The organism is Pedobacter psychrotolerans, from assembly GCF_004340665.1.
Lineage (GTDB): Bacteria > Bacteroidota > Bacteroidia > Sphingobacteriales > Sphingobacteriaceae > Pedobacter > Pedobacter psychrotolerans.
The window spans coordinates 251,751-273,479 of record NZ_SLWO01000005.1; the positions used below are offsets into that span (position 1 = coordinate 251,751).

General features: G+C 35.3%; 21 protein-coding genes. 5 read left to right on the forward strand and 16 right to left on the reverse strand.

Features of this window, described 5'->3' with window-relative positions; translation table 11 throughout:
* Nucleotide 1: 1 nt before the first annotated feature.
* Entirely contained in the window at nucleotides 2-610 is a 609-nt protein-coding gene (locus EV200_RS14155; RefSeq protein WP_132533723.1) for a ribonuclease HII, read from the reverse strand.
* Nucleotides 611-831: 221 nt separating this feature from the next.
* Here EV200_RS14155 and EV200_RS14160 point away from each other — a divergent pair, with 221 nt between their 5' ends.
* The gene (locus EV200_RS14160) at nucleotides 832-1,224 is read left to right on the forward strand and encodes a GxxExxY protein (protein WP_132533726.1); all 393 of its coding nucleotides are present in this window, start codon (nucleotides 832-834) and stop codon (nucleotides 1,222-1,224) included.
* A gap of 223 nt (nucleotides 1,225-1,447) precedes the next feature.
* Here EV200_RS14160 and EV200_RS14165 read toward each other — a convergent pair whose 3' ends face one another.
* The 3 genes from EV200_RS14165 to EV200_RS14175 are packed head-to-tail and all read right to left on the reverse strand — an operon-like array spanning nucleotide 1,448 to nucleotide 4,681.
* Nucleotides 1,448-2,590 carry an ABC transporter permease gene (locus EV200_RS14165; RefSeq protein WP_132533728.1) on the reverse strand — a complete coding sequence of 381 codons (1,143 nt, stop codon included), beginning with the start codon at nucleotides 2,588-2,590 and terminating at the stop codon, nucleotides 1,448-1,450.
* On the reverse strand, nucleotides 2,590-3,726 hold the full coding sequence (locus EV200_RS14170) for a glycosyltransferase family 2 protein (RefSeq protein WP_132533730.1): 1,137 nt from the start codon (nucleotides 3,724-3,726) through the stop codon (nucleotides 2,590-2,592). The genes EV200_RS14165 and EV200_RS14170 overlap by 1 nt, the downstream gene beginning before the upstream one ends.
* On the reverse strand, nucleotides 3,704-4,681 hold the full coding sequence (locus tag EV200_RS14175) for a lysylphosphatidylglycerol synthase domain-containing protein (protein WP_132533732.1): 978 nt from the start codon (nucleotides 4,679-4,681) through the stop codon (nucleotides 3,704-3,706). The genes EV200_RS14170 and EV200_RS14175 overlap by 23 nt, the downstream gene beginning before the upstream one ends.
* Before the next feature lie 41 nt (nucleotides 4,682-4,722).
* On the opposite strand from EV200_RS14175, the gene ruvC reads away from it, so the two are divergent.
* Entirely contained in the window at nucleotides 4,723-5,310 is a 588-nt protein-coding gene (gene ruvC / locus EV200_RS14180) for a crossover junction endodeoxyribonuclease RuvC (protein WP_132534128.1), read from the forward strand.
* A 260-nt stretch (nucleotides 5,311-5,570) separates the two neighbouring features.
* Here the strand turns inward: ruvC and EV200_RS14185 are convergent, their stop codons facing one another.
* The 3 genes from EV200_RS14185 to EV200_RS14195 all read right to left on the reverse strand — a co-directional run bounded on the left by EV200_RS14185 (nucleotide 5,571) and on the right by EV200_RS14195 (nucleotide 7,827).
* Nucleotides 5,571-6,458: a DUF4349 domain-containing protein gene (locus tag EV200_RS14185; protein WP_132533734.1), complete on the reverse strand. Its 888-nt coding sequence runs from the start codon at nucleotides 6,456-6,458 to the stop codon at nucleotides 5,571-5,573.
* A 327-nt stretch (nucleotides 6,459-6,785) separates the two neighbouring features.
* On the reverse strand, nucleotides 6,786-7,004 hold the full coding sequence (locus tag EV200_RS14190) for a hypothetical protein (RefSeq protein WP_029287390.1): 219 nt from the start codon (nucleotides 7,002-7,004) through the stop codon (nucleotides 6,786-6,788).
* Between the two features lie 58 nt (nucleotides 7,005-7,062).
* Nucleotides 7,063-7,827: a 5'-nucleotidase, lipoprotein e(P4) family gene (locus EV200_RS14195; RefSeq protein ID WP_132533737.1), complete on the reverse strand. Its 765-nt coding sequence runs from the start codon at nucleotides 7,825-7,827 to the stop codon at nucleotides 7,063-7,065.
* 184 nt (nucleotides 7,828-8,011) lie between these two features.
* Between EV200_RS14195 and EV200_RS14200 the strand changes: the two genes are divergently transcribed.
* Nucleotides 8,012-8,749, forward strand: a complete 738-nt coding sequence (locus tag EV200_RS14200; protein ID WP_132533739.1) for a hypothetical protein — start codon at nucleotides 8,012-8,014, stop codon at nucleotides 8,747-8,749.
* A gap of 53 nt (nucleotides 8,750-8,802) precedes the next feature.
* Here EV200_RS14200 and EV200_RS14205 read toward each other — a convergent pair whose 3' ends face one another.
* The 9 genes from EV200_RS14205 to EV200_RS14245 form a co-directional block, all read right to left on the reverse strand.
* Nucleotides 8,803-9,930, reverse strand: coding sequence for an ATP-binding protein (locus tag EV200_RS14205; RefSeq protein ID WP_132533741.1), 1,128 nt, complete (start codon nucleotides 9,928-9,930; stop codon nucleotides 8,803-8,805).
* A gap of 199 nt (nucleotides 9,931-10,129) precedes the next feature.
* Nucleotides 10,130-11,017 (reverse strand): ATP synthase F1 subunit gamma, encoded by an 888-nt coding sequence (gene atpG / locus EV200_RS14210; RefSeq protein WP_132533744.1) that lies wholly within the window; start codon nucleotides 11,015-11,017, stop codon nucleotides 10,130-10,132.
* An 87-nt stretch (nucleotides 11,018-11,104) separates the two neighbouring features.
* Nucleotides 11,105-12,679 carry a F0F1 ATP synthase subunit alpha gene (atpA, locus tag EV200_RS14215; protein ID WP_132533746.1) on the reverse strand — a complete coding sequence of 525 codons (1,575 nt, stop codon included), beginning with the start codon at nucleotides 12,677-12,679 and terminating at the stop codon, nucleotides 11,105-11,107.
* Between the two features lie 179 nt (nucleotides 12,680-12,858).
* Nucleotides 12,859-13,398 carry an ATP synthase F1 subunit delta gene (gene atpH / locus EV200_RS14220; RefSeq protein WP_132533748.1) on the reverse strand — a complete coding sequence of 180 codons (540 nt, stop codon included), beginning with the start codon at nucleotides 13,396-13,398 and terminating at the stop codon, nucleotides 12,859-12,861.
* A 120-nt stretch (nucleotides 13,399-13,518) separates the two neighbouring features.
* Nucleotides 13,519-14,013, reverse strand: coding sequence for a F0F1 ATP synthase subunit B (gene atpF, locus EV200_RS14225; RefSeq protein ID WP_132533750.1), 495 nt, complete (start codon nucleotides 14,011-14,013; stop codon nucleotides 13,519-13,521).
* Between the two features lie 86 nt (nucleotides 14,014-14,099).
* Nucleotides 14,100-14,312 carry an ATP synthase F0 subunit C gene (gene atpE / locus EV200_RS14230; RefSeq protein WP_088299481.1) on the reverse strand — a complete coding sequence of 71 codons (213 nt, stop codon included), beginning with the start codon at nucleotides 14,310-14,312 and terminating at the stop codon, nucleotides 14,100-14,102.
* A 40-nt stretch (nucleotides 14,313-14,352) separates the two neighbouring features.
* Entirely contained in the window at nucleotides 14,353-15,516 is a 1,164-nt protein-coding gene (gene atpB, locus EV200_RS14235) for a F0F1 ATP synthase subunit A (protein ID WP_132533752.1), read from the reverse strand.
* A gap of 14 nt (nucleotides 15,517-15,530) precedes the next feature.
* Complete coding sequence (locus tag EV200_RS14240; RefSeq protein ID WP_229676843.1) at nucleotides 15,531-15,959, reverse strand: hypothetical protein; 429 nt, start codon at nucleotides 15,957-15,959, stop codon at nucleotides 15,531-15,533.
* Between the two features lie 236 nt (nucleotides 15,960-16,195).
* Nucleotides 16,196-16,417: an AtpZ/AtpI family protein gene (locus EV200_RS14245; RefSeq protein WP_132533754.1), complete on the reverse strand. Its 222-nt coding sequence runs from the start codon at nucleotides 16,415-16,417 to the stop codon at nucleotides 16,196-16,198.
* Nucleotides 16,418-16,525: 108 nt separating this feature from the next.
* Here EV200_RS14245 and porW point away from each other — a divergent pair, with 108 nt between their 5' ends.
* Both porW and EV200_RS14255 read left to right on the forward strand, forming a co-directional pair.
* Entirely contained in the window at nucleotides 16,526-19,300 is a 2,775-nt protein-coding gene (porW, locus tag EV200_RS14250) for a type IX secretion system periplasmic lipoprotein PorW/SprE (protein WP_132533756.1), read from the forward strand.
* Nucleotides 19,301-19,410: 110 nt separating this feature from the next.
* On the forward strand, nucleotides 19,411-21,633 hold the full coding sequence (locus tag EV200_RS14255; protein WP_132533758.1) for a transglycosylase domain-containing protein: 2,223 nt from the start codon (nucleotides 19,411-19,413) through the stop codon (nucleotides 21,631-21,633).
* Nucleotides 21,634-21,729: the final 96 nt, after the last annotated feature.

A 21,729-nucleotide genomic window follows, 5' to 3' on the forward strand; every position in this document is an offset into this window, starting at 1 on the left:
TTTAAACGTTTTTTGTAAACAAATCTAATTGCGGATCGCGAACATTAAATGTTTTTCTGTGAAACGGAGAAAGCCCTATTTCCATCACGGCTTTTCGGTGTGCAATGGTTGGATAGCCTTTATTCTTTTGCCAGTTATAATGAGGATAATCGGTATGCAAATTGGCCATAAATTCATCACGATGTGTTTTTGCCAATATAGAAGCGGCTGCAATATTTAAATATTTGCCATCGCCTTTTATAATGCAGCAATGCGGAATTTGAGGATAGGCCTTAAAACGGTTTCCATCAATAACTAAATATTGTGGTTGAGTGTGCAACTTCTCTATAGCACGATGCATTGCCAAAAAGGATGCATTAAGAATATTGATCTGATCAATCTCTTCATGATCACAAGAAGCTACTGCCCAGGCCAAAGCTTCCTTCTCAATTATCGGGCGTAACAAATCACGTTGATTGTGGCTTAACTGCTTAGAATCATTTAACCCTTCCAAACAAAAACCTTTCGGGAGAATAACAGCCGCCGCGAATACAGGTCCGGCTAAGCAACCTCTTCCCGCTTCATCACAACCTGCCTCTAAAAATTCTTCCTGGTAACAACTTAATAACATCTACTGTGATTTATTATGATTTAATGAGTACTATGATTAAACAACCTACTATGATTTATAGTGATTTAATGAACACTATAATTAAACAACCTACTATGATTCAATAAGCATTATGATTAATTAGCACTATTATAGATCTCAATTATTATACAAAGATAACTCCTAAAGATAAATACCTGTAATATTTTATCTAATTTGTAGTTGACTATAATTTAAAAGTGATGATTGATACTCAATATGCTGAAAGCGAATTAACTGGAAAGATAATCGGCTGTGCGATGGAAGTACACAAAGCTTTAGGTAATGGTTTTCAAGAAAAGATTTATCAGAAAGCTTTTGCTATAGAATTAAATAATCAGGGCATAAATTTCGTACAAGAACATGAAATGAGCATTTACTATAAAGGCCATTTTCTTGGTAAACGGAGGGTTGATCTGTTTGTTGAAAATAAAATTATGGTCGAGTTGAAAGCCGTAATTTTACTGGATGATGCTCACTTGGCTCAAGCAATAAATTACTTAGAAGCATCAGGTTTTAAAATTGGCTTACTGATTAATTTTGGTTGCAGAAGTTTGCAGTTTAAACGGGTGATGAAACCAGGTACAAAACTATGATTTGGAAAAGACTTATGATCTAAACTAATGAAGTTAGAATTATTGAATAATAGTAATCTAATAATCAAAAAAATTATAACTTATTCTATTACATCCTTATAAATCATAGCTATCATTTAATCAAACAATCATATCCTAAGCAATCATTTAATCAAAAAAGTAATCCTATATTTTTACATCACTAAAGAATCATAGCTATCATTTAATCAAGAAAATCATAGTCTTACACCGTAACATTCTGCCCTTTCACATCAAAAGCATCTCTTAAGCCAATTGCTAACACATTAAAGGCATAAACAGTAAACATGATCGCTAATCCTGGCAAAACAGCTAAATAAGCTGCATCCATAATAATGTATCCATAGTGCTCCTTAATCATGCCGCCCCAACTTGGCATTGGCGGCTGGGCACCAAAGCCTAAAAAGCTCAAGCCAGTTTCAAGTAAAATAGCAGATGCAAAATTTGATGAAGCCACTACTAAAATAGGTCCCGCAATGTTGGGTAAAATGTGTTTAATAATTGTTCTGCTTGTGCTAAAGCCAAGGGCCCTGGCCGCTTCTACAAACTCTACTTCTTTTAAGGCCATCACCTGACCACGAACAAGCCTGGCCACATCTACCCAGGTTGATAAACCTACGGCAATAAAGATCTGCCAGAAACCCTTTCCTAAGGCAAAAGAAATGGCGATAACCAACAATAATGAGGGCAATGACCAAACCACATTCATGAACCAGCTAATAGCATCATCAACTTTACCCCCAAAATAACCAGCAATAGCACCTAAACTGATCCCTATAAAAAGGGAGATGAATACGGCCATTAATCCCACAGATAAAGAAACACGGATGCCCAAGATTAACCGACTTAATAAATCCCGTCCATATATATCTGTGCCAAAAAGAAACTTTTGTTTGTAGATGTTCGTTTTTTCAAAGCGCTGTTCAGGTGTTCCCTCCTTACTTGGAATGGCGCAATTGGCACAAAGTTCTTTCAGACTGTAAACTGATTCTTTACTGGTTTCTTCCTTTCCAATATACTCATGAACTAAAACCTGATTATTAATAATTTTGTAAGATGTTATCGGGATGCTTTTAAATTGTGGCTTTTGCCCATACAGCATTTTTTGGAGAAAATTTACCTTTTCTACATTTGGATATTTTTGGATAATCAGAAACGTGAATTTACTCCCCGGAGGCACTTTGCTGATCTGAACCATTTGCGTGTTTGCATCTGGAGAATCTATGGGCGTAATGAGGTATCCTAAAATCCCCATTGCCATTAATAACAGAATAAAAATTAATCCTGCAAATGCAAACTTATTCCGTTTAAATTTTAACCAGACTTTTCTCGAGGGGCTGTTATCCATTACCTAACCATTCTACCTTTCCAATTGTATTTACCGCTATTTCCCGCGATGCCAATATAAACCATATAAAAAATATGTAAAACAGTTAAAACCGGCGTTAATAAAAGCAGGCTTCGTCTCTTTGCGAAGCCAGTAACATCCCATAAAAATAAGCTTTCCAGAACCAATTTAATTACCAACTGATAACTTGTAACTAATAAAAGTCCTGGAATAAATAAGCCCGCAATAAAATTTGCTAAAATACTTACATTAAAAACCCAGACAAAAACCCCTAGAACAATAATGGCTTTATTCTTATATCGGGTGCTTTTTGATGCCCATCTTTTCCGCTGCTGGAGAAACGACTGAAGATTTTCCTTTGCATGAGTATACACAATCACAGCTCGGTTTTTCAGAAAACCGATTTGATCAGGATATTTAGCAGCAATTTTGTGAAGTAAAAGCTCATCATCACCAGAAGCCAGGTCATCAATCCCCTGAAAGCCACCAACCTCATAAAAAGTTTTTTTCTCATAAGCTAAATTAGCGCCATTACATGTTGACGGTTGCTTATTGCCTATCGTTGATGCACCTAAGCCGATCAAATAAAGAAACTCCAAGGATTGCAAACGTTCAAAAAAGCTTTTTTCCTCAAAATAAGCCACTGGCGAGGAGATCATTTTGTAATGCTGCGTTTCATAATAATTTATAATAGTAGCTAACCAGTTTTCGCCCATTCGGCAATCTGCATCAGTGGTAATGATAAAATCACCCGAACAAGTCCCTATAGCAGTTTGAATGGCTTTTTTCTTATAAGAATTAAGTGCCCGGTCCTCGTTCAGCTTGATTAATTTCACTCCCTGATCTGCATAGCTTAATACAATCTCAGCTGTTCGATCGGTTGAATGATCATCAATAAAAATAATTTCCGTTAAATGCTTTGGATAATTTTGAGCAACCAGATCCTCAATTGTTCCGGTGATATTTTGTTCTTCATCACGTGCAGCTACAATAATCGATACCTTCGTTATAGGTGTGCTTTTATTCGGATGAAAATTGACTAATTTATGCCAGCCTCTTAGAAAAGTGAGTACCAGAAAACCATAAACCAGAGTCAATACAGCGGATAATAGATTAGTGAGATTTAGAAATTCCAAAAAAATTGAGTTTAAAAACGAAATATGTGCCTAATATAGCAGGAATAATAATATTTATCAGCCAAATACTTGCCGTGCAAGCAATCACTGCCACGTGTTGATCTGTAATGTGCTTAAACAATTCCACTGCAGTAATGCTTCTGATCCCAACATCAAAGAGATCTAAAGAGGGTAATGCAGATTGAATAAAGAACAATAAGCAAGTCATCATTACGATGTCCAGATAATGTAAACCAGGAATAAGCCAGGCAAACAGAATGAAATATTGAGAGCTAAAAACTAAATAACGGGCCAGACAAAAAAGTATTATTTTAAAAAGTTCAGCTTTTCTGTATCGACCTAAAATACTATAGAACTTTTTATATTTCCTGGTAAACTTAAAGGATAATAAGATCCCATTTAACCAATGAATATTGAAATAAAAGACGATAAAAAACAGGCAAAACATTGAAGCAAAAACCACAAGTGCGGTGAAGAATAGATTATCTATAGGTACAAACTGATAAACGAAAAAGCACGCTGCAATAGCACCGAATACATTGGTGAGTACCAATTGACCAATATTTCCAACCGTCATGGCTACAATCCCTACAATTCGTCTTTTCGGAGAGAGAAAGAAAACGCGTCCACCATATTCTCCTAAACGGTTTGGCGTAAATATAGCCAATGTTAAGCCACAAAATACTGACTCTATTGCCCGGTAGAAGCTAATGTTTTCGATATGATTCATTAACCTTTTCCATTTGGCCGCCTCTAGAAGCCAATTGACCAACATCAACAGTAATACTAAACCAATGATGAAAATGATTTCTATCTGCGGGATATCAGTTAAAAGTGTTTTAAAATTACTCAGGTTTTTATTGGCCACAAGCTTATGGTAAATAAACCAGAAAGCAAAAACAACAATAGCCGCCTTAATTACAATAGATAATGTTTTTTTATTCTTGTCTGTCAAGATTATCATTTTAGTTTGCAAATATGCTTAATATTGCTGTAATGTTGAATGAAAAAAAGGAACGGGTAATTATGGGCATAGATCCCGGCACGGCGGTGATGGGCTATGGTATCATTTTAGAAAAAGGAAATAAAACAGAATTAATCAGCATGGGTGTTGTAAAAATGACACATCTAGATGATCCATTTCTTAAGCTTCAACGCATTTTCGAAAAAACCGTTGTACTGATTGATCAATATAAGCCAGATGTTTTGGCTATAGAGGCACCATTTTATGGCAAAAATATACAAGTACTTTTAAAACTTGGCCGGGCACAAGGCACAGCGATTGCAGCAGCACTTTCGAGAAATATTTCTGTTACCGAATATTCACCACGAAAAATCAAACAATCAATTACCGGAAGTGGAAACGCCACCAAAGAGCAAGTGGCAGCCATGTTACAGCGCTTACTTAACTTTAAAGAAACACCAGAATTTTTAGATGCTACAGATGGATTAGCCGTAGCCCTTTGTCATTCATTTCAAAAAATTTCTACTGGCGGGAAATCTAAAACCTATTCGGGTTGGGAATCTTTTGTAACAGATAATAAAACTAAGGTTAAGGGTTTAGCTGTAAAGGCTAAGAAATAAATCTCTACCAGTAGGCATATTATCTGAGTTGTTCGGAAGATTATGGTTTATCAATTGGGCTGCCAACAGAATGGCTAACCACCCCCTGCCCCTCCTAAATTAGGAGGGGAGTTCCAATCATAGCTGTATAATGTAATCTATGAATTAATCTTCCAAGCAATTAGGCGTAATATTAACAGATATAGAAAGCGATCTATGAAATAAAGCAATTAAAAAATCATCAAAAAGGCTGCTTGTTGACTTATGGCTATTTCAACATATTAACTTTGGTTATTAACCAAACTTCTGGTGGCATCTGCTATCTTAACTTTATCTTTTCTGATAAAGTACCTGATGAGCAGAAATATGCCAATTCCTAATAAAATTAATGCCCAAATGTTAGCCAGACCAATAATAAGCTCTTTAAATATAGTCCATCCATTTATAATGCCCATCCATAATCGGTTTCCAAAAGCAGGCTTGTAATCATAAATATCATCATTAGCCACTAGAATTGTTTTAATGGTATTATCCTGATAAAATTTGAGCGTAATGTTGCTATACCTCACACGATTATCAATAGATAGATTTTGTACTTTCTTATCTACATAATCATCTTTAAGATTAAGGGAAGTTTCTACATTTGAGCTTTTCTTGCCTGCGATCTTATTCATCTGATTCACAGCTTCTACCCTATTGTTCGACTTCATTCTATTCCCCAAATAGATCAAGCTTTGGTCATCCAACTTTAAGGATTGGTTATCAACAAATACAGCCATTTTCGCAACTGTATTGGTAAACTCATCTAATTTTTCAGATGGAACTTTTGCAACAAGATATCCTTCTGTGCGATATGAAGTAATTTCTTTAAGGGAATCAACAGATTGTTTAATTTTTTGAGTTTCCTGAATAACGCTTTCGATTGAAAATTCAGCAACTGTGCCACCTTGTGCTTTAATGGTTTGACTTAGCTGCTCTTTTGTATTTTGAACGTTTTTTACGCGAAACCGCATATCTGCAGTTTTGATGATTTTAGGTTCGGTTAATGGAGCTGCTGTATCAGTTGCAATCATTAATTCTTTAGCTTCAGCACTTTCATTGTTTTTATTTGCGTTGTTGCAGCCGAAAATTGTTAAAATGATGGCTATAGCAATTATATTCCTTTTCATGATTTTGTGGTTCTAATAAAATAATCATTTTAAATATTTGCTTCAAATGGCCATTTAAAGTTTCGACGTTTTTTGGTTAGTTTATCACATCGTATTTTCTCTTTATACAAAAAATAGATTAAGGTAACCCAACTCGTAAAAGCGTTTATTTCTTGATGATTTTTTTAAGAAAATTCCATAAACAGAATTAATACTTTGAGAAGTAGCGGAGGCAGCCATTGGAACTGAATTATATTTTAAAATAAATTTGAATTAAAAACCCACTTCAACAAAAAAGCCAATCACGTATTTAACGTAATTGGCTTTTATATTTGAAAAGAGAATATTTTATGCGTCTAATATTTTGAATACCCCTTTAATGGCAATAATTGCACCTATAAATAAGATAATCCATGAAACCAAAGATAAAACCCAAGAGTCGAATGCGAAACGTAAGTAAGTACCTAATATGGCAACAAGTACACCAAAAATCATTAGTTTATAAATTCCCGGCTGATTTGCCGTTTTCATACTCTCTGTATTATGCTTTAATTCGTTGTTCTCCATAATGTTTATTTCTATGATGCAGCAAAAGTAATATATATTGACGAATAAATTATAAAGTTTAGTAACTTTTTAATCGTTCTAAACGTTGTTTTGCTTTATCCTGATCATTTGGTTTTTCTCCCTGATATAGTGGCTTTTCCCAATCGCCATACATCGGATTAGGCAATACAATGTATTTAACTCCAAATAAGGTTTGATTCGTGTTAACCTGCTCAATTGTATTTTTATTTTCCCGATAAAAAATATTACTGAAATCACTCAGATTATCACCACATAACATTAAGATATTATGGGTATCAGCAATTTTTTGCCGCCGAGTTTCTTTATCTGATGTTCCTTTTGAAACCATTAAATGAACATCATCAGCATAAGGAAAACCAAATGCCTGAAGGTTTTTTAATGTAGCAGCATAATCCTTTTCATTCCGGTTACTAACATAAAAAGTTTCGATATTTTTTAATGCGGCAAATTTTAAGAAAGCCAATGCACCTGGAACAGTATCGGCACGAGCCAAGCTTGTCCATTCGGTCCAATCTTTTGCATCATAACTCAGGCCTTTTTTAATTTCATGACCTTGAAAAGCAGAATTATCTAAAACCGTTTCATCAATATCAACAATAATACAGTTTGGCTTTTTACTGGTATCAGCCCATAAAGCTTCTTTTAATGATAAGCGGGCGAAGTTATAGGCTTGAAAGCATAAAGCCCTGTATTCACCTGATGTTTGTTGCCAAAGTACCGCATTAGTATAATCCCTGGCAGGGTTTTGGGCATTTGCTAAAAAAGGAATTAATGCGAGTAATGTGAATATGTATTTTTTCATTTCTTCAATTGAATAACAAAGGTATTACTCCTTTTTAAGCATAGTGAATTTATTCTGATTTAAATCAATTCGTTATCAACCCTTTACATTTAAGACACAAATTATTTACATCAATAACCAAGCTTTTGATTTTTTAGCAAGGAGGTTTTACTATTTTTAAACACACACAAATAAAACTATTGATATGAAAATTAAGAATTTTCTAGGGCTTGCTATGGCATTAATGTGCCTTTCTGCCTGTAAGAAAGAAAACCCCGTAAAAGAGCCAATTGAACCTCCAACCGTTCAGAAACCTGACCCTTTAGAATTGTTGAAAGATTCAGTATCGTACATCATTGATGGGAATCAAATGATACAAATGGAAAATATAACCAGAGGATTAATTAACGCAGAGCCAAATAAAAAATTAGATTCTTTAGTTAAGCAAAAAGAATACACATCAGGAGACAGAGATTCTGTTATGTTTGGAAGATTTTTTAAATTTTCAGATCAGAATAGAAGTGGGATCACGATATCTTTCTTAAAAAAATACAATAAGAATCAAGCCCAGCCAGCCAATAATTTAACTTCTTTGTTTATGCCTGTAAATAAACTTGAATTATTTACCGTAGGCGAACGTAAATTTGCATTGGATTTTCAAAGAAACAATTCACAAAATGGAATCGTTTTAGAATTACAGGGAGATAATTATGGATTCCAAACAAATGGATATCCAAGTTTAGTTTACCATGCCCTTTTAAAACCAGAATTACAAAGTCAATCTAAGTTTGAGATAACCAATTTGCAAAAGCTAAAATCGGGCAAATATATCCTTGAAGCAAAATTTAACGCATCAGTATATTGGGGAGACGGTACTCACCTAAAAAAAATCGAGAGCGGTTATATTAGGATAAAGGTTAATCCAGAAAGCATTTATTTTTAATTAATAAGGCCCGTTTCAACATTGAAATGGGCTATATTATTATGTTGAGTAATCTAATTATTCAAAAAACCTCCTCTATCTGCTTTAGACAAGATCAATGCTTCCGCTTCTGGATAAGCCTGAGTAAATGTAGTTGGTATTTTATTTTTACTTCTCTCGTTCCATTTAAATTCTACAGCCAAAAGTTTATTAGCGCTTTTTTCAATGTAATCTATTTCTTGCTGTTGCGTCGTACGCCAAAAAAAGCAATCAGCCTCCATTTGATTTTGGTGTAAAAATTTCATGCGTTCTGCAATCATATAATTTTCAAATAAGGCGCCAACGTCGTTTCTATTGGTTAGTGGATTAAAATTTCTAGTAATGGCGTTTACGATACCGGTATCATAGAAATAAATTTTCTTATTTTTTTTAATCTCATTACGCACGTTTCCTGAAAAAGCAGGCAAGGTAAAAACTACAAAAGATTTTTCGAGCAGACTAATATATTTATCGACTGTTTTCTGATCGGCTTTAACCAATTGGGCCAATTCAGAAAAATTAACCTCACTTCCTATTTGCAAAGCCAAAGCCTTCACAATCTTCTCAAAAAGCAAAGGCTTTTTCACCTCTTCTAGCGCAAATAAATCTTTATACAAATAACTATCTGCCAATAATTTTAAATGTTCTTCAGCATTTTGAGGATCGTTAATTACTTCAGGATAAGCTCCATAAATTAAACGCTGTTCTATTGATCGCTCTTCTGTAATGAAATCTGTAGCATTTACCAATTCTGCATAGGAAAAAGGCAACAGCATCATTTCATATTTACGCCCGGTTAAAGGTTCGTTAATTTTACCTGATAGCTCAAAGGCTGAAGAACCAGTAGCAATTACCTGAACACTTTTAAAACGATCTACTATGATCTTTATCAGCAACCCGACATCGTTTATGCGCTGAGCTTCATCTAAAAATAGCACCTCATAATCTCCAAGCATTTGTGCAATCTGACTTGCATTGGGCTTAGCTAATGTTTCTCTAACATCTGCATCATCACCATTTAGGTATAGTGTTTTTTTATTTACCCTTGCTAATAACTGTTCTACAAAAGTGGTTTTTCCAGTTTGCCGTGGCCCAAAAACGATAAAGGCTTTGCCTTTAAAAAGCCTTGCGATGGCATAATCTAGTTGTTTCCTTGTAATCATAATTGATAGGTATCATACAAATGTATAATAATTTTGGATTACGATCCATAAAAAACATAATAATTTTGGATTACAATCCATAAAAAACATAATAATTTTGGATTTTAAAATCATTACTCACAAAAAAACCCACTTCAATTAAGAAATGGGCCTTATATTATTTGACTGAAGATTAAAGACTTTCGACTCTAGACTACACTTATCCGTTCAATGCAGCTGCACCACTTACAATCTCAGTTAACTCAGTAGTAATAGCCGCCTGACGGGCCTGGTTATATGAAAGTTTCAAGGCTTTCAATAATTCACCTGCATTCTCTGTTGCTTTATCCATTGAAGTCATACGTGCGCCATGCTCAGATGCATGAGAATCCAATACTGCTTTGTACAATTGTATTTTAATTGACTTAGGAATCAATTGCTCAACAATCTCTTCTTGTGAAGGCTCAAGAATATAATCTACATTAGAGGCTTTTGTAGGCTCTTTAGCTGGTTCATCAGCTTTCGGTAAAGGAAGTAACTGCTCTGTTGTAATAAATTGCACTGCTGCGTTTCTAAAACGATTATAAACCACTTCTACTTTATCAAAGTCACCTTTGATAAAACCAGCCATGATGAGATCAGTAATTTTGGTAACATTTTCGAATGTTAAAGCCGCATATACCTCATTATTATTTCCAATAACATTGTATTTACGTTTCTCATAAAAATCCTGAGTTTTCTTACCAATAGAAATAATACTTACATTACCGTTTTTCAACTGCTCACTGTATTTTTCAGCAATTAAATTATTGGCAGCTTTAATCACGTTCATGTTAAATGCACCAGCTAAACCACGGTTTGATGATACAGTTACAATTAAAACCTTATTGGGCTCACGCTCCTGAATAAAAGGTGATGAAGATCCTTCTAAACTTGCAGAAAGATTTTCTAAAATTTCTTTCAGTTTAGTTGCATAAGGACGTAAAGCGATAATTGCATTAGTAGCACGTTTCAACTTCGCAGCCGAAACCATTTTCATAGCCTTCGTAATCTGCTGTGTTGATTGTACCGATGCAATTCGGTTTCTTACTTCTTTTAAATTAGCCATTTTTTAAGTATCGAGTATTAAGTATCAAGTATCAAGATTGAATTTGTTTAGCAGTCTTGATACCTGATACTCGCTACTTGTATCTAATTAGTATTTACTTGAAATCTCTTTTGCTACTGTATCTAAAACGCCAGTGATGTTATCATCAAATTTACCAGCTTTTAAGGCCGCTAAAATATCTGCATGACGCATTTCAAGTTGAGTTAAGAATTCAGTTTCAAATTCTTTAACCTTGTTAACTGGTACGTTACGCATTAAGTTTTTAGTACCTGCATAAACAATTGCAACTTGTTTTTCTACACTGAATGGAGAAAATTGCGCTTGCTTTAACATTTCAACGTTACGTGCACCTTTATCTAAAACTGATTTCGTTGCAGCATCTAAGTCTGAACCAAATTTAGAGAAAGCCTCTAATTCGCGGTATTGAGCCTGATCTAACTTTAAAGTACCTGCTACTTTTTTCATCGATTTAATTTGAGCATTACCTCCTACACGTGATACCGAAATACCTACGTTAATTGCAGGACGAATACCAGCGTTAAACAAGTTCGACTCTAAGAAAATCTGACCATCAGTAATTGAAATTACGTTGGTTGGGATATATGCTGAAACATCACCTGCCTGAGTTTCGATAATTGGTAAAGCTGTTAATGAACCGCCACCTTTAACAATATGCTTAATTGATTCTGGTAAATCATTCATCGCTTTAGCAATATCATCATTCGCGTTGATTTTCGCAGCTCTTTCTAACAAACGACTGTGTAAGTAGAAAACATCACCTGGATATGCTTCACGGCCTGGTGGACGACGAAGTAATAAAGATACTTCACGATAAGCTACCGCTTGTTTAGATAAATCATCATAAACAATTAAAGCTGGTCTACCTGTATCACGGAAAAACTCACCAATTGCTGCACCTGCAAAAGGAGCGTAGAATTGCATTGGAGCAGGATCTGCAGCCGAAGCAGCAACAACAACAGTATATGGTAAAGCACCGTTTTCGTCTAGTGTACGAACAATGTTAGCAACGGTAGAGTTTTTCTGACCAATAGCTACATAAATACAAAACACAGGCTGGCCTGCTTCATAAAATTCTTTCTGGTTAATGATGGTATCAATACAAACAGCAGTTTTACCAATCTGACGATCGCCAATAACCAACTCACGCTGACCGCGACCGATTGGAATCATTGCATCAATAGCTTTGATACCAGTTTGTAAAGGCTCATTTACCGGCTGACGATAAATTACACCAGGTGCTTTACGCTCTAAAGGCATTTCGTAAGTTTCACCTAAGATTGGACCTTTACCATCTAAAGGCTCTCCTAATGTGTTAACTACGCGGCCGAGCATACCTTCACCCACTTTAATAGAGGCAATCTTTTTGGTACGTTTAATGGTATCACCTTCTTTGATTTCGTCTGATGCACCTAAAAGTACCACACCTACGTTATCTTCTTCAAGGTTTAATACAATGCCTTGGAGGCCGTTTGCAAATTCAACCAACTCTCCCGATTGAACTTTAGTTAAACCGTAAACACGGGCAATACCGTCGCCCACTTGCAAAACGGTACCAACTTCTTCCAGTTCGGTTTCTGATTTGAAGCCCGCCAATTGCTGTCTGATAATTGCCGATACTTCGTCTGGTCTTACCTCTACCATAATTTTACTTTATCTCTTTTTGTAAATGTTTAGTGCTTGGCGCATGGCGGTTGGCGTTCAATGCCACACGCTCAGCGCATCCTTATTTATTATAGCCTTTAATAATTAGTAATAAATACTTTTTACCTGGCAAATTATGTTCTTTTTTCGGTTTGGCTTTGCTATTAGTGCTTAATGCATTAATTCGCCAATTCTTTTTTAAGCTTATTTAAGCTACTGGCAATACTGGCATCAAATTGCTTATCACCAACTTTTAAAATAAAACCACCAATTAATTTATCATTAACTTTTTCGTTAAAGATAACTTCTTTAGCGCCAAGTTCTCTTTTTACTGTAGCTACAATTTCATCCTTTGCTTCATTACTTAATGCTGTAGCGCTAATTACATCAGCAGTAACGATTCCCTTAATTAGGTTATATTGTTGAACAAATTGCTTGGCTGTAGCAAATAGTATGGATGAACGACCTTTGCTTACTACAATTTTGAAAAAGCTAAGCGTTAACTTGCTTACCTTATTTGTAAAGATACCGTTCAGAATACCTATTTTTTTATCAAGAGGTACAATTGGGTTTTTAAGTATTGCTTCCAGTTCAGGGGTTTCATCAACCACTTTTTCAAACAAAACCATATCATTATAAGATTCGGCTAAAACGTTGTTTTCAACGGATAGATCGATTAATGATTTAGCATACCTGCCTGCAACTTTAATTTCTGACATATTTTTAGGTGTGAGACGTGAAATGTGAGACGTGAGACGTGAGATGTGAGCGTTTAGAGTTACCACTCTATCTCATATCTAATATCTCCAATCTAGTATCTCCAATCTATTTTCTCAAAACTAGTTTAATTCAACGTCCTTTAACAAATTAGCTACTAAAGCTTCTTGTTTCGCTTTATCATCCAATTGATTACGCAGTATACGTTCGGCAATTTCCAATGATAATGTAGAAACCTGACCTTTAACCTCTGCTAAAGCAACTTTCTTTTGGTTTTCTATTTCGATTTTGGCTTTTTCAATCAACTTAGCACCTTCAACCTGAGCCTGTTTTTTAGCTTCGTTTAAAATACCGTCTTTAAGCGTTTTAGCTTCCTTCAAAATCTCGTCACGTTCTGCACGTGCCTGTTGCATTAAATCCTGGTTTTGAGCGGTTAAACGTGTCATTTCCTGTTTAGCCAATTCAGCTTTATTTAACGCTTCATCAATACTCTGCTCACGATCGTGGATAGCACCTAAAATAGGTTTCCATGCCAGCTTTCTAAGTAATATTAATAAGCAGATGAATGCAAGTGCCGTCCAGAAAACTAATCCAATGCTTGGGGTTACTAATTCCATTTTATATATTTTTTTACTTAATTTTTTTGTTAAAACCGGAAAAATAACCAATCGTTAAATTTCCGGTTTATAATTCTGAATTGCTATTAAACTTGTAAGCCTAATAAAGCAACTACCACACCGAATAAAGCAGCACCCTCAATAAGGGCAGCAGCGATAATCATTGCAGTTTGAATTTTTGATGCAGCCTCTGGTTGACGAGCAATACCTTCCATTGCTTTACCACCTACATGACCGATACCGATACCTGCACCAATTACTGCTAAACCGGCACCAATTGCCGCGATTGAACCTACCATAACTAATTTAATTATATAATTTGTAAAAAATAGTTTTTCGTTAATGATGCTCTTCTACCGCCATTCCGATAAACAAAGCAGATAATAATGTAAAAATAAAGGCTTGTAAAAATGCAACCAATAATTCAAGCACATCCATAAACAAAACGAATGCTACTGAAACCGGCGCAATAGCCAATGTTTTAAAAATAAATATTAATGATATTAAACTTAATACGATAATGTGACCCGCAGTGATATTGGCAAATAAACGAACCATTAAAGCGAATGGTTTCGAGATAATACCAATTAACTCCACCGGAATCATAATTGGATATAACCACCAAGGTACATCTGGGGTAAGAATGTGTTTCCAATAATATTTATTGCCATTTAAGTTTACCACCAACATGGTTGCGGTAGCCATCACAAATGTTAACGCAATATTACCAGTTACGTTTGCACTACCTGGAAATATTGGAAATAAACCCAATAAATTGTTAAATAAGATAAAGAAGAATATCGTCAATAAATACGGCATGAACTTAGCATAATTATGGCCAATATTTGGCTTAGCGATATCATCTCTAACGAAGATAATTACAGGCTCAAAAAATGATTGTAAACCCTTAGGCGCTTTACCAACACGTTTCTTATAACCAGCTGCAACAGCTGAAAAAACAATCACAATTAAAGCTATAGCAATAAACATGGCAGCAACGTTTTTAGTAATAGAAAAATCAATTACGGTATCTGATGCTGCTTCATCAATTTGACCATCAGCACCGACTACTTTAATGTTCTTGTTAAACATATCTTTAGTCATGCTTTGTTTCAAACCAGTTACCAAGCGATATTTATTGTATTTACCTTGATAATCATGTTCTCCGTGATGAAAATTAGCTGAAGAAAAAACTTCTAAGCCTCCTGAAGTATATAAGATAACCGGAAGAGGAATTGAAGTATGCCCCCATAAATGCCACACATGCGAATCAGCAATGTGTTCCATAATCACTTTAGTCGGTTCAAATTTCTCTTCTCCATGCTCAGTCGCACCGTGTTCACCTGAAACAGCATGAGCTGATTCTGCAACAACACTATCAGGAGAAACAGCACTTTCAACTTGAGCAAAAGTATCATTTCTGATAGATAAAAACGCGATTAAAAGCGTAAAAACAAAGATTACCTTCTTAACTTTCAACACAAAAACTTGGTTACAATCCATTTATTGGCAGTTTTTTACTTTAAATTTTGGTGGCGCAAGTTACGTAACAAACAGTATATTTCAAAGGCAGTAAACAATAAATACACAGAAAAAAAATTAAGTGCAAAAAGCAGCCCTTGTCCCTTTGCTTTTATACTGTAAACCAGCACAAAAGCCATACAAAAAATCATCTTTACAGCAATCGATCCCATTATCGCCATTACTCCAACCTCTGGATCTCTTTTTATTCCAATATCCACCAACATATACGCGATGTAGGTAATCCCAGCCATGAAACCGAATAACACCCAAAAATTCTTTACAAATAGTTGTTCTGTCGGAAACATGAATGGTAAAACTGCTACAATAGCGATTAAAATACCAACAAAAATGAAATAGATGCTTGTAAATTTGGCTAGCGTCAATGGAACAATTTCTTTACGAATAAAAACTTTTGCAAACATAAGGTTTTTAGCAGCAAGTATCTAGTCTGCAGGAGAATTATTCTTGGGTTGTTTTGTGATTAACCCACACAAATTGTTCGATGGTTGAATAATTAGATGTTATCAACCTGCGAAATCCTTAACCGAAATAGATTGTTTAATTGCCAGTTTTCGAATCAGAAATTGAAAATTATAAAATGATAACCATATCATTATCAAATTATTACTAAATAATAGTAATTATTAATTTTTTCTATCTATCTCGTAACTTGCTTAATAGCTTGATACAAGGCAATGCCAACACCCGCAAGTGCAAAAGCTGCTGTAATGATTTTGCTTTTACTGTTCCGATGCTCATCAATCTTATATCCAATAAAAGTTAATAACCCAATTGTAGCAATCATCTGGAAACCTATAGCCGAGTATTTGGCGGCTGCATTAACCTTTTGCCCTGGATTTTCTTCCTTAGGATTTTCCATTTTTTAATAAGATAATTAAATTAACTTTGAATAATTAAAATTTGTTGCCAAATAAATATTTTTCTATATATATTGTTTACGATATCAACTTAAAGAGATTTAGCATAATTGAAAAAAAACGCAAACAAAAACTTAAATCCCTTCATCCTACTTTTTAGCTCACTTCTTATTTATGGCTGTGTTGCAAATAAAGATACCACAATAGACCGCAGGTTTCAAAACTTAACGGCAAGGTATAACTATATCTATAACTCAAAAGTTTTACTTACGGAACACAACGAGAGTTTATTACAAAGTTATACAGACAATTACGAAAAAATACTACCTGTTTATCTTGATCCAGAGCCACAGGTAAATTTAGTGCTTACACCAGGCGTTGCCAACAAACAGCTCGACGAAGTAATTACAAAAGGTCAAACGATCATCAATGATAAAAGTTTTAGTAATTATATTGATGATGCCTACATGCTTTTGGGTAAAGCAAACTACCTTAAAAGAAACTATTTCATCGCATCAGAATATTTTGATTACACCGCTAAAACATACAGCAATGATCTGAAAACTTTCATCATGGCCATGAACTGGAAAGCGCGTAGCCAGATGGAACTTAATAATATGGTATTTGCAGATAAAATTCTGGATACCATGTTGCGTGCCGAAGACTTACTAAAAAAAGATCTGGCAGAGCCTTTGGCCACGACTGCCCAAATGAGGATTTACCAGAAAAGAAATAAAGAGGCTATTTTACTTCTTGAAAATGCAGTTAGGATTGGGGATGATAAACAATTGCGCATTCGCTGGAGATACATTTTAGCGCAGCTGCAGGAACAGGAAAACGATCTCCAAAATGCTTTCACCAATTATACCAAAGTTGAAAATAGCAATGCCCCTTTTGAAATGTACTTCCATGCCAATCTTCAGCGCATCAAGTTAAAGGCGTTAATTAGTGGTTATAAAGTTGATGAAGATACCGCATTACTAGCGCTATTAAAAGATGATAAAAACTTTGACTACACCGATCAAATATATTATCAGGTTGGAGAGCTATTTTCAAAAGAAGGCAACTTCACTAAAGCAGAAGAAAATTATTTAAAGTCGATACAGAAAAGCACTAAAAATCAAACGCAAAAAGCGTTATCATATTTAAGGGTTGCAGATTTAAATTTTAAAGAGTTCAACAAATACATTAAAGCCAAGCTTTATTATGATAGTACAGTAACCATTTTGCCTAAAAACTTCATTGATTACGATAACATCGTTAAAAAGGCGAATAATTTACAGTATCTGACTGATCGATTTACCATTATCTCCAGAGAGGATACAGCGCAGGCTTTTGCTAAACTTCCTTTAAGTGAAAGGGAGGCTAGAGTGAAAGCGCATTTCACTAAAAAAGTAGAAGTAGCCACAGCATCAATAACTGGTAATCAATTTTTAGACAATCCGGATTTCCCTAATCAGTCTTTAAATTCGGCCATAAGTAGCACTGGAAATACTTTTTATTTTAATAACAATGCAGCCATCAGTAATGGTTTTTCAGATTTTAAAAAACGTTGGGGAAACAGGCAGCTGGAAGATAACTGGAGACAAAGCACCCGATCATCAGCTCAGGAAAATAACCAGGTAATGTCTGGTGGTAAAGTTGCCAATGAAATTACGCCAGCAAATGAAGCCAACACGCAAACCGATCAGGACCAAACTTCTTTAGAAAAACAGTTCCTGAGTGCTTTACCAACCACTCCTGAACTTATGCTGGCTTCAGATCAAAAAATAATTGATGCCTATTTTGAAATCGCCAGCTTTTATCAGCAGGAATTAAACGATAAAGCTGAAGCAAATAAAATTTATTTAATCTTATTATCCAGGTATCCTGAAAATAATCACCTGGCTGCCATTTATTATAGCTTATACCTTAATTTCCGTGGGATTGATGAAAACAAATCCAATGAATACAAACAATTGGTGCTGACTAAATATCCACAAACTAATTTTGCTAAAACCCTTCTCGATCCTTCTTATTCTGCTAAACAAAGCGAACTGGAAAATATTTCGATTAACAATTACAATGTTACGTTTGATGCCTATGCAAGAAAAGATTATCCAACGGTGATCAATCAGGCAAACATCAATATTTCAGCATCACCTGAGAACGGACTGGCACCACAATATGCTTACCTTAAAGCGATTGCTATTGGCCGAACATCAAAGTTAGATGGTTTATTGAAGGAGTTTAATTCGATCAATACGAATTATCCAAACGATATGATTATTACGCCGCTGGTACGTGATCACTTAAAATATATTGAAGCAAACCTGGAAGAATTTAAACAAAGACCGGTGGCATTAATCGACTTTGATTCTAAAGAACCACGTTTTGTAAGTCAGGCCAAACCTATTGCCGTTCCAGCCAAGCCTTTAAATACAGATATAAATGCCGCCATACCAGCGGTAGAAAAGCCAAAGGTTAATGATCCTGAAAAAGTAGCAGAGATTAAGCCTGTTGATATCAATAAGCCGGCGAGTATATTCAGTGATGCAAAATCTGAAGAATATTATTATGTAATTGATGTGGCAGATGCCACCTTAACGCTTAGTTCTTCACGCTTTGGAATTGGCCAATTTAACCGGGGTAATTATCCTGATAATGATTTGGCGCATAAATTGATTGAGTTGGACAACGACCAGTTAATCTATATCACTAGCTTTATTGATTTGGAAGACGCCAAAATATATGAATCAAGCATTTCAGGCCAATTGAAGAACATCATGAAAGTTCCGGCAAGTCTTTATAAAGGATTCATTATCAGCAGGGAAAACTTCGAAAAGCTTACCAATAGGCAACGTATAAATGAATATCTGGAGTTTTTAAAAGACAGTTATAAATAGAACTATACGCTTAATAAAAAGCAGAAAGGTTCATTTCTTTAAAAATTAATAAATTTGCAGCTTAAAATCGGCTTGGTAGCACGCCTTTTTTGAACTAATTACAACACAAAATGAATAAATCCCTTTCTGAACAAGAAACAAAAAAATACAGTTTAATCATTTGGAAAATACTCATCACAGGAATAGCGCTATTTGCTATTTTTATTTCCATGATTGGTTTAGGTCTTTTCGGTGAACTGCCTTCTTTCCGAGATATTGAGCATCCAAAAAGCAATCAGGCATCAGAAATTATCGCTGAAGACGGCCGTCCACTCGGAACTTATTTCGTACAAAACCGATCCAATGTTACCTATAAAGATATTTCTGAAAATGTAATTAACGGACTAATTGCCACAGAAGACACGCGTTTTAAAGAACACTCCGGAATTGATTTTAAACGTACATTTACCATCATCGGTTATAACCTGATTGGGAAAAAACAAGGTGCCAGTACTATTACCCAACAGTTAGCGAAAAACCTTTTTCCGAGAGAGTCTAACCTTAACTTTTTTTCATTGGTACTCACCAAATTTAAGGAGTGGATTGTTGCTGTTAAACTGGAGAGAAATTATACTAAAGAAGAGATCATCACCATGTATTTAAATACAGTTGATTTTGGTAACCAGGCCTATGGAATAAAATCAGCTGCCAGAGTTTATTTTAATACTACTCCTGATAAGTTAACTTTAACACAAGCTGCTACCTTAGTTGGGATGCAAAAAGGAATTACCATGTACTCTCCTACCCGGCATCCGGAGCGCTCAAGAGACCGTAGAAATACTGTAATGGCTATGATGGTGAAATCAGAATTATTGAGTCAGCAGGAATTTGAAGAACAAAAAGATAAACCTCTGGGCTTAAAATTTAACGCAGCCACTGTTAATGATGGTATTGCGCCTTATTTTAGGTCTGTTTTAAAAAATGATATTAAAAACATCTTTCAGGAACAAGGCATTACCAAGCCTGATGGATCGGCATATGATTTGGATCGCGATGGATTAAAAATTTATACGACGATTAATTACGATATGCAAAAATATGCCGAAGAGGCACAAAAAGAATACATGAAAGTTTTGCAGGCACAGTTTTTAGCAAGCTGGAGAGGAAGAAATCCTTTTAAAGGCAAAGATTTACAAATTCAGCAAGGTATTAAGAGGTCTGACCGATATAAATCTTTAAAGCTGGAAGGGAAATCTGAAGAGGAGATTAAAGACGATTTTAATACCAAAACAGAAATGACCATCTTCACCTGGAAAGGTAATGTAGATACGGTGATGAAGCCAATTGACTCTGTTCGTTATTATAAAATGTTACTGCGTAATGCCATGATGACCATGGATCCAACCAATGGCCATGTTAAAGCTTGGGTTGGTGGGATTAATTACGAGCACTTTAAATATGATCAGGTTAAAATGGGAACAAGGCAGGTAGGCTCAACAGCTAAACCATTTACTTATGCCGTGGCCATTGAAAACGGATATTCACCATGTTTTACAGTAGCAAATGTTCCGGTAACTATTGATGGTTATGGCGAACCATGGACACCAAAATCTTCAGGAAAACCACTTGCGGGTTCAATTACACTTCAAAAAGCATTGGCATTTTCTCAAAACTATGTTACAGCATACCTCATGAAACAGGTTGGCCCCGTTGCAGTTTCTACCTTAGCCACCAAAATGGGCATTCCGAATGTTCCGGCTTATCCTTCAATTGCCTTAGGCACATTCGATTCATCAATTTATAATATGGTTGGTGCTTATGGCGCATTTGCGAATAAAGGTGTTTACACGAAGCCAATCTATCTGCTTAAAATCGAAGATAAGAATGGTGTGGTGCTATTTTCACAAAAAGAAATACCCAAGCCTATTATGAGTGAAGAGGTAGCTTACGTGATGACGAGAATGCTTAAAGGTGTAGTTTCCGGTGGTACAGGTTCGAGGCTAAACTATAAATATAAAGTCAATGCCCCAATAGGTGGAAAAACAGGTACCACACAAAATAACTCAGATGGTTGGTTTATGGCCATTACGCCTCAGTTGGTGACTGGTGTTTGGACAGGTTGTGAAGACCGTGCCTTTCACTTTATTAGTACCAGCCAGGGTGAAGGTGCCAATACAGCGTTACCCATTTTTGCTGGTTTTATTAAAAGGGTTTATGCTAATCCTTCATTAAAAATAAGTCATGCTGATTTTGATGTACCTAAATCGGGGGTTTCTATTACTTATGATTGTAACCAGTATCAGCAACAGCAGGAAGAAACAAACCCTGAACTAGATGAAAAATTAGGTTTTTAACGCCTCACTGTATGCATGCGTTTAAAGTATTAATAAATGCTATAATCGCCGAACAAAATTAATTCCTAATCCGTTTTTAGGTAAAGTTTCCCTTTA

Coding starts and splice junctions, on each gene's coding strand:
- EV200_RS14245 (WP_132533754.1), bottom strand. CDS start 16,417: ATGGAAAATCCTAAGGAAGAAAATCCAGGGCAAAAGGTTAATGCAGCC.
- EV200_RS14240 (WP_229676843.1), bottom strand. CDS start 15,959: ATGTTTGCAAAAGTTTTTATTCGTAAAGAAATTGTTCCATTGACGCTA.
- EV200_RS14165 (WP_132533728.1), bottom strand. CDS start 2,590: ATGGATAACAGCCCCTCGAGAAAAGTCTGGTTAAAATTTAAACGGAAT.
- EV200_RS14255 (WP_132533758.1), top strand. CDS start 19,411: ATGAATAAATCCCTTTCTGAACAAGAAACAAAAAAATACAGTTTAATC.
- atpH (WP_132533748.1), bottom strand. CDS start 13,398: ATGTCAGAAATTAAAGTTGCAGGCAGGTATGCTAAATCATTAATCGAT.
- atpB (WP_132533752.1), bottom strand. CDS start 15,516: ATGGATTGTAACCAAGTTTTTGTGTTGAAAGTTAAGAAGGTAATCTTT.
- atpG (WP_132533744.1), bottom strand. CDS start 11,017: ATGGCTAATTTAAAAGAAGTAAGAAACCGAATTGCATCGGTACAATCA.
- EV200_RS14200 (WP_132533739.1), top strand. CDS start 8,012: ATGAAAATTAAGAATTTTCTAGGGCTTGCTATGGCATTAATGTGCCTT.
- EV200_RS14205 (WP_132533741.1), bottom strand. CDS start 9,930: ATGATTACAAGGAAACAACTAGATTATGCCATCGCAAGGCTTTTTAAA.
- ruvC (WP_132534128.1), top strand. CDS start 4,723: ATGTTGAATGAAAAAAAGGAACGGGTAATTATGGGCATAGATCCCGGC.
- EV200_RS14190 (WP_029287390.1), bottom strand. CDS start 7,004: ATGGAGAACAACGAATTAAAGCATAATACAGAGAGTATGAAAACGGCA.
- EV200_RS14195 (WP_132533737.1), bottom strand. CDS start 7,827: ATGAAAAAATACATATTCACATTACTCGCATTAATTCCTTTTTTAGCA.
- atpF (WP_132533750.1), bottom strand. CDS start 14,013: ATGGAATTAGTAACCCCAAGCATTGGATTAGTTTTCTGGACGGCACTT.
- atpA (WP_132533746.1), bottom strand. CDS start 12,679: ATGGTAGAGGTAAGACCAGACGAAGTATCGGCAATTATCAGACAGCAA.
- atpE (WP_088299481.1), bottom strand. CDS start 14,312: ATGGTAGGTTCAATCGCGGCAATTGGTGCCGGTTTAGCAGTAATTGGT.
- EV200_RS14185 (WP_132533734.1), bottom strand. CDS start 6,458: ATGAAAAGGAATATAATTGCTATAGCCATCATTTTAACAATTTTCGGC.
- EV200_RS14160 (WP_132533726.1), top strand. CDS start 832: ATGATTGATACTCAATATGCTGAAAGCGAATTAACTGGAAAGATAATC.
- EV200_RS14155 (WP_132533723.1), bottom strand. CDS start 610: ATGTTATTAAGTTGTTACCAGGAAGAATTTTTAGAGGCAGGTTGTGAT.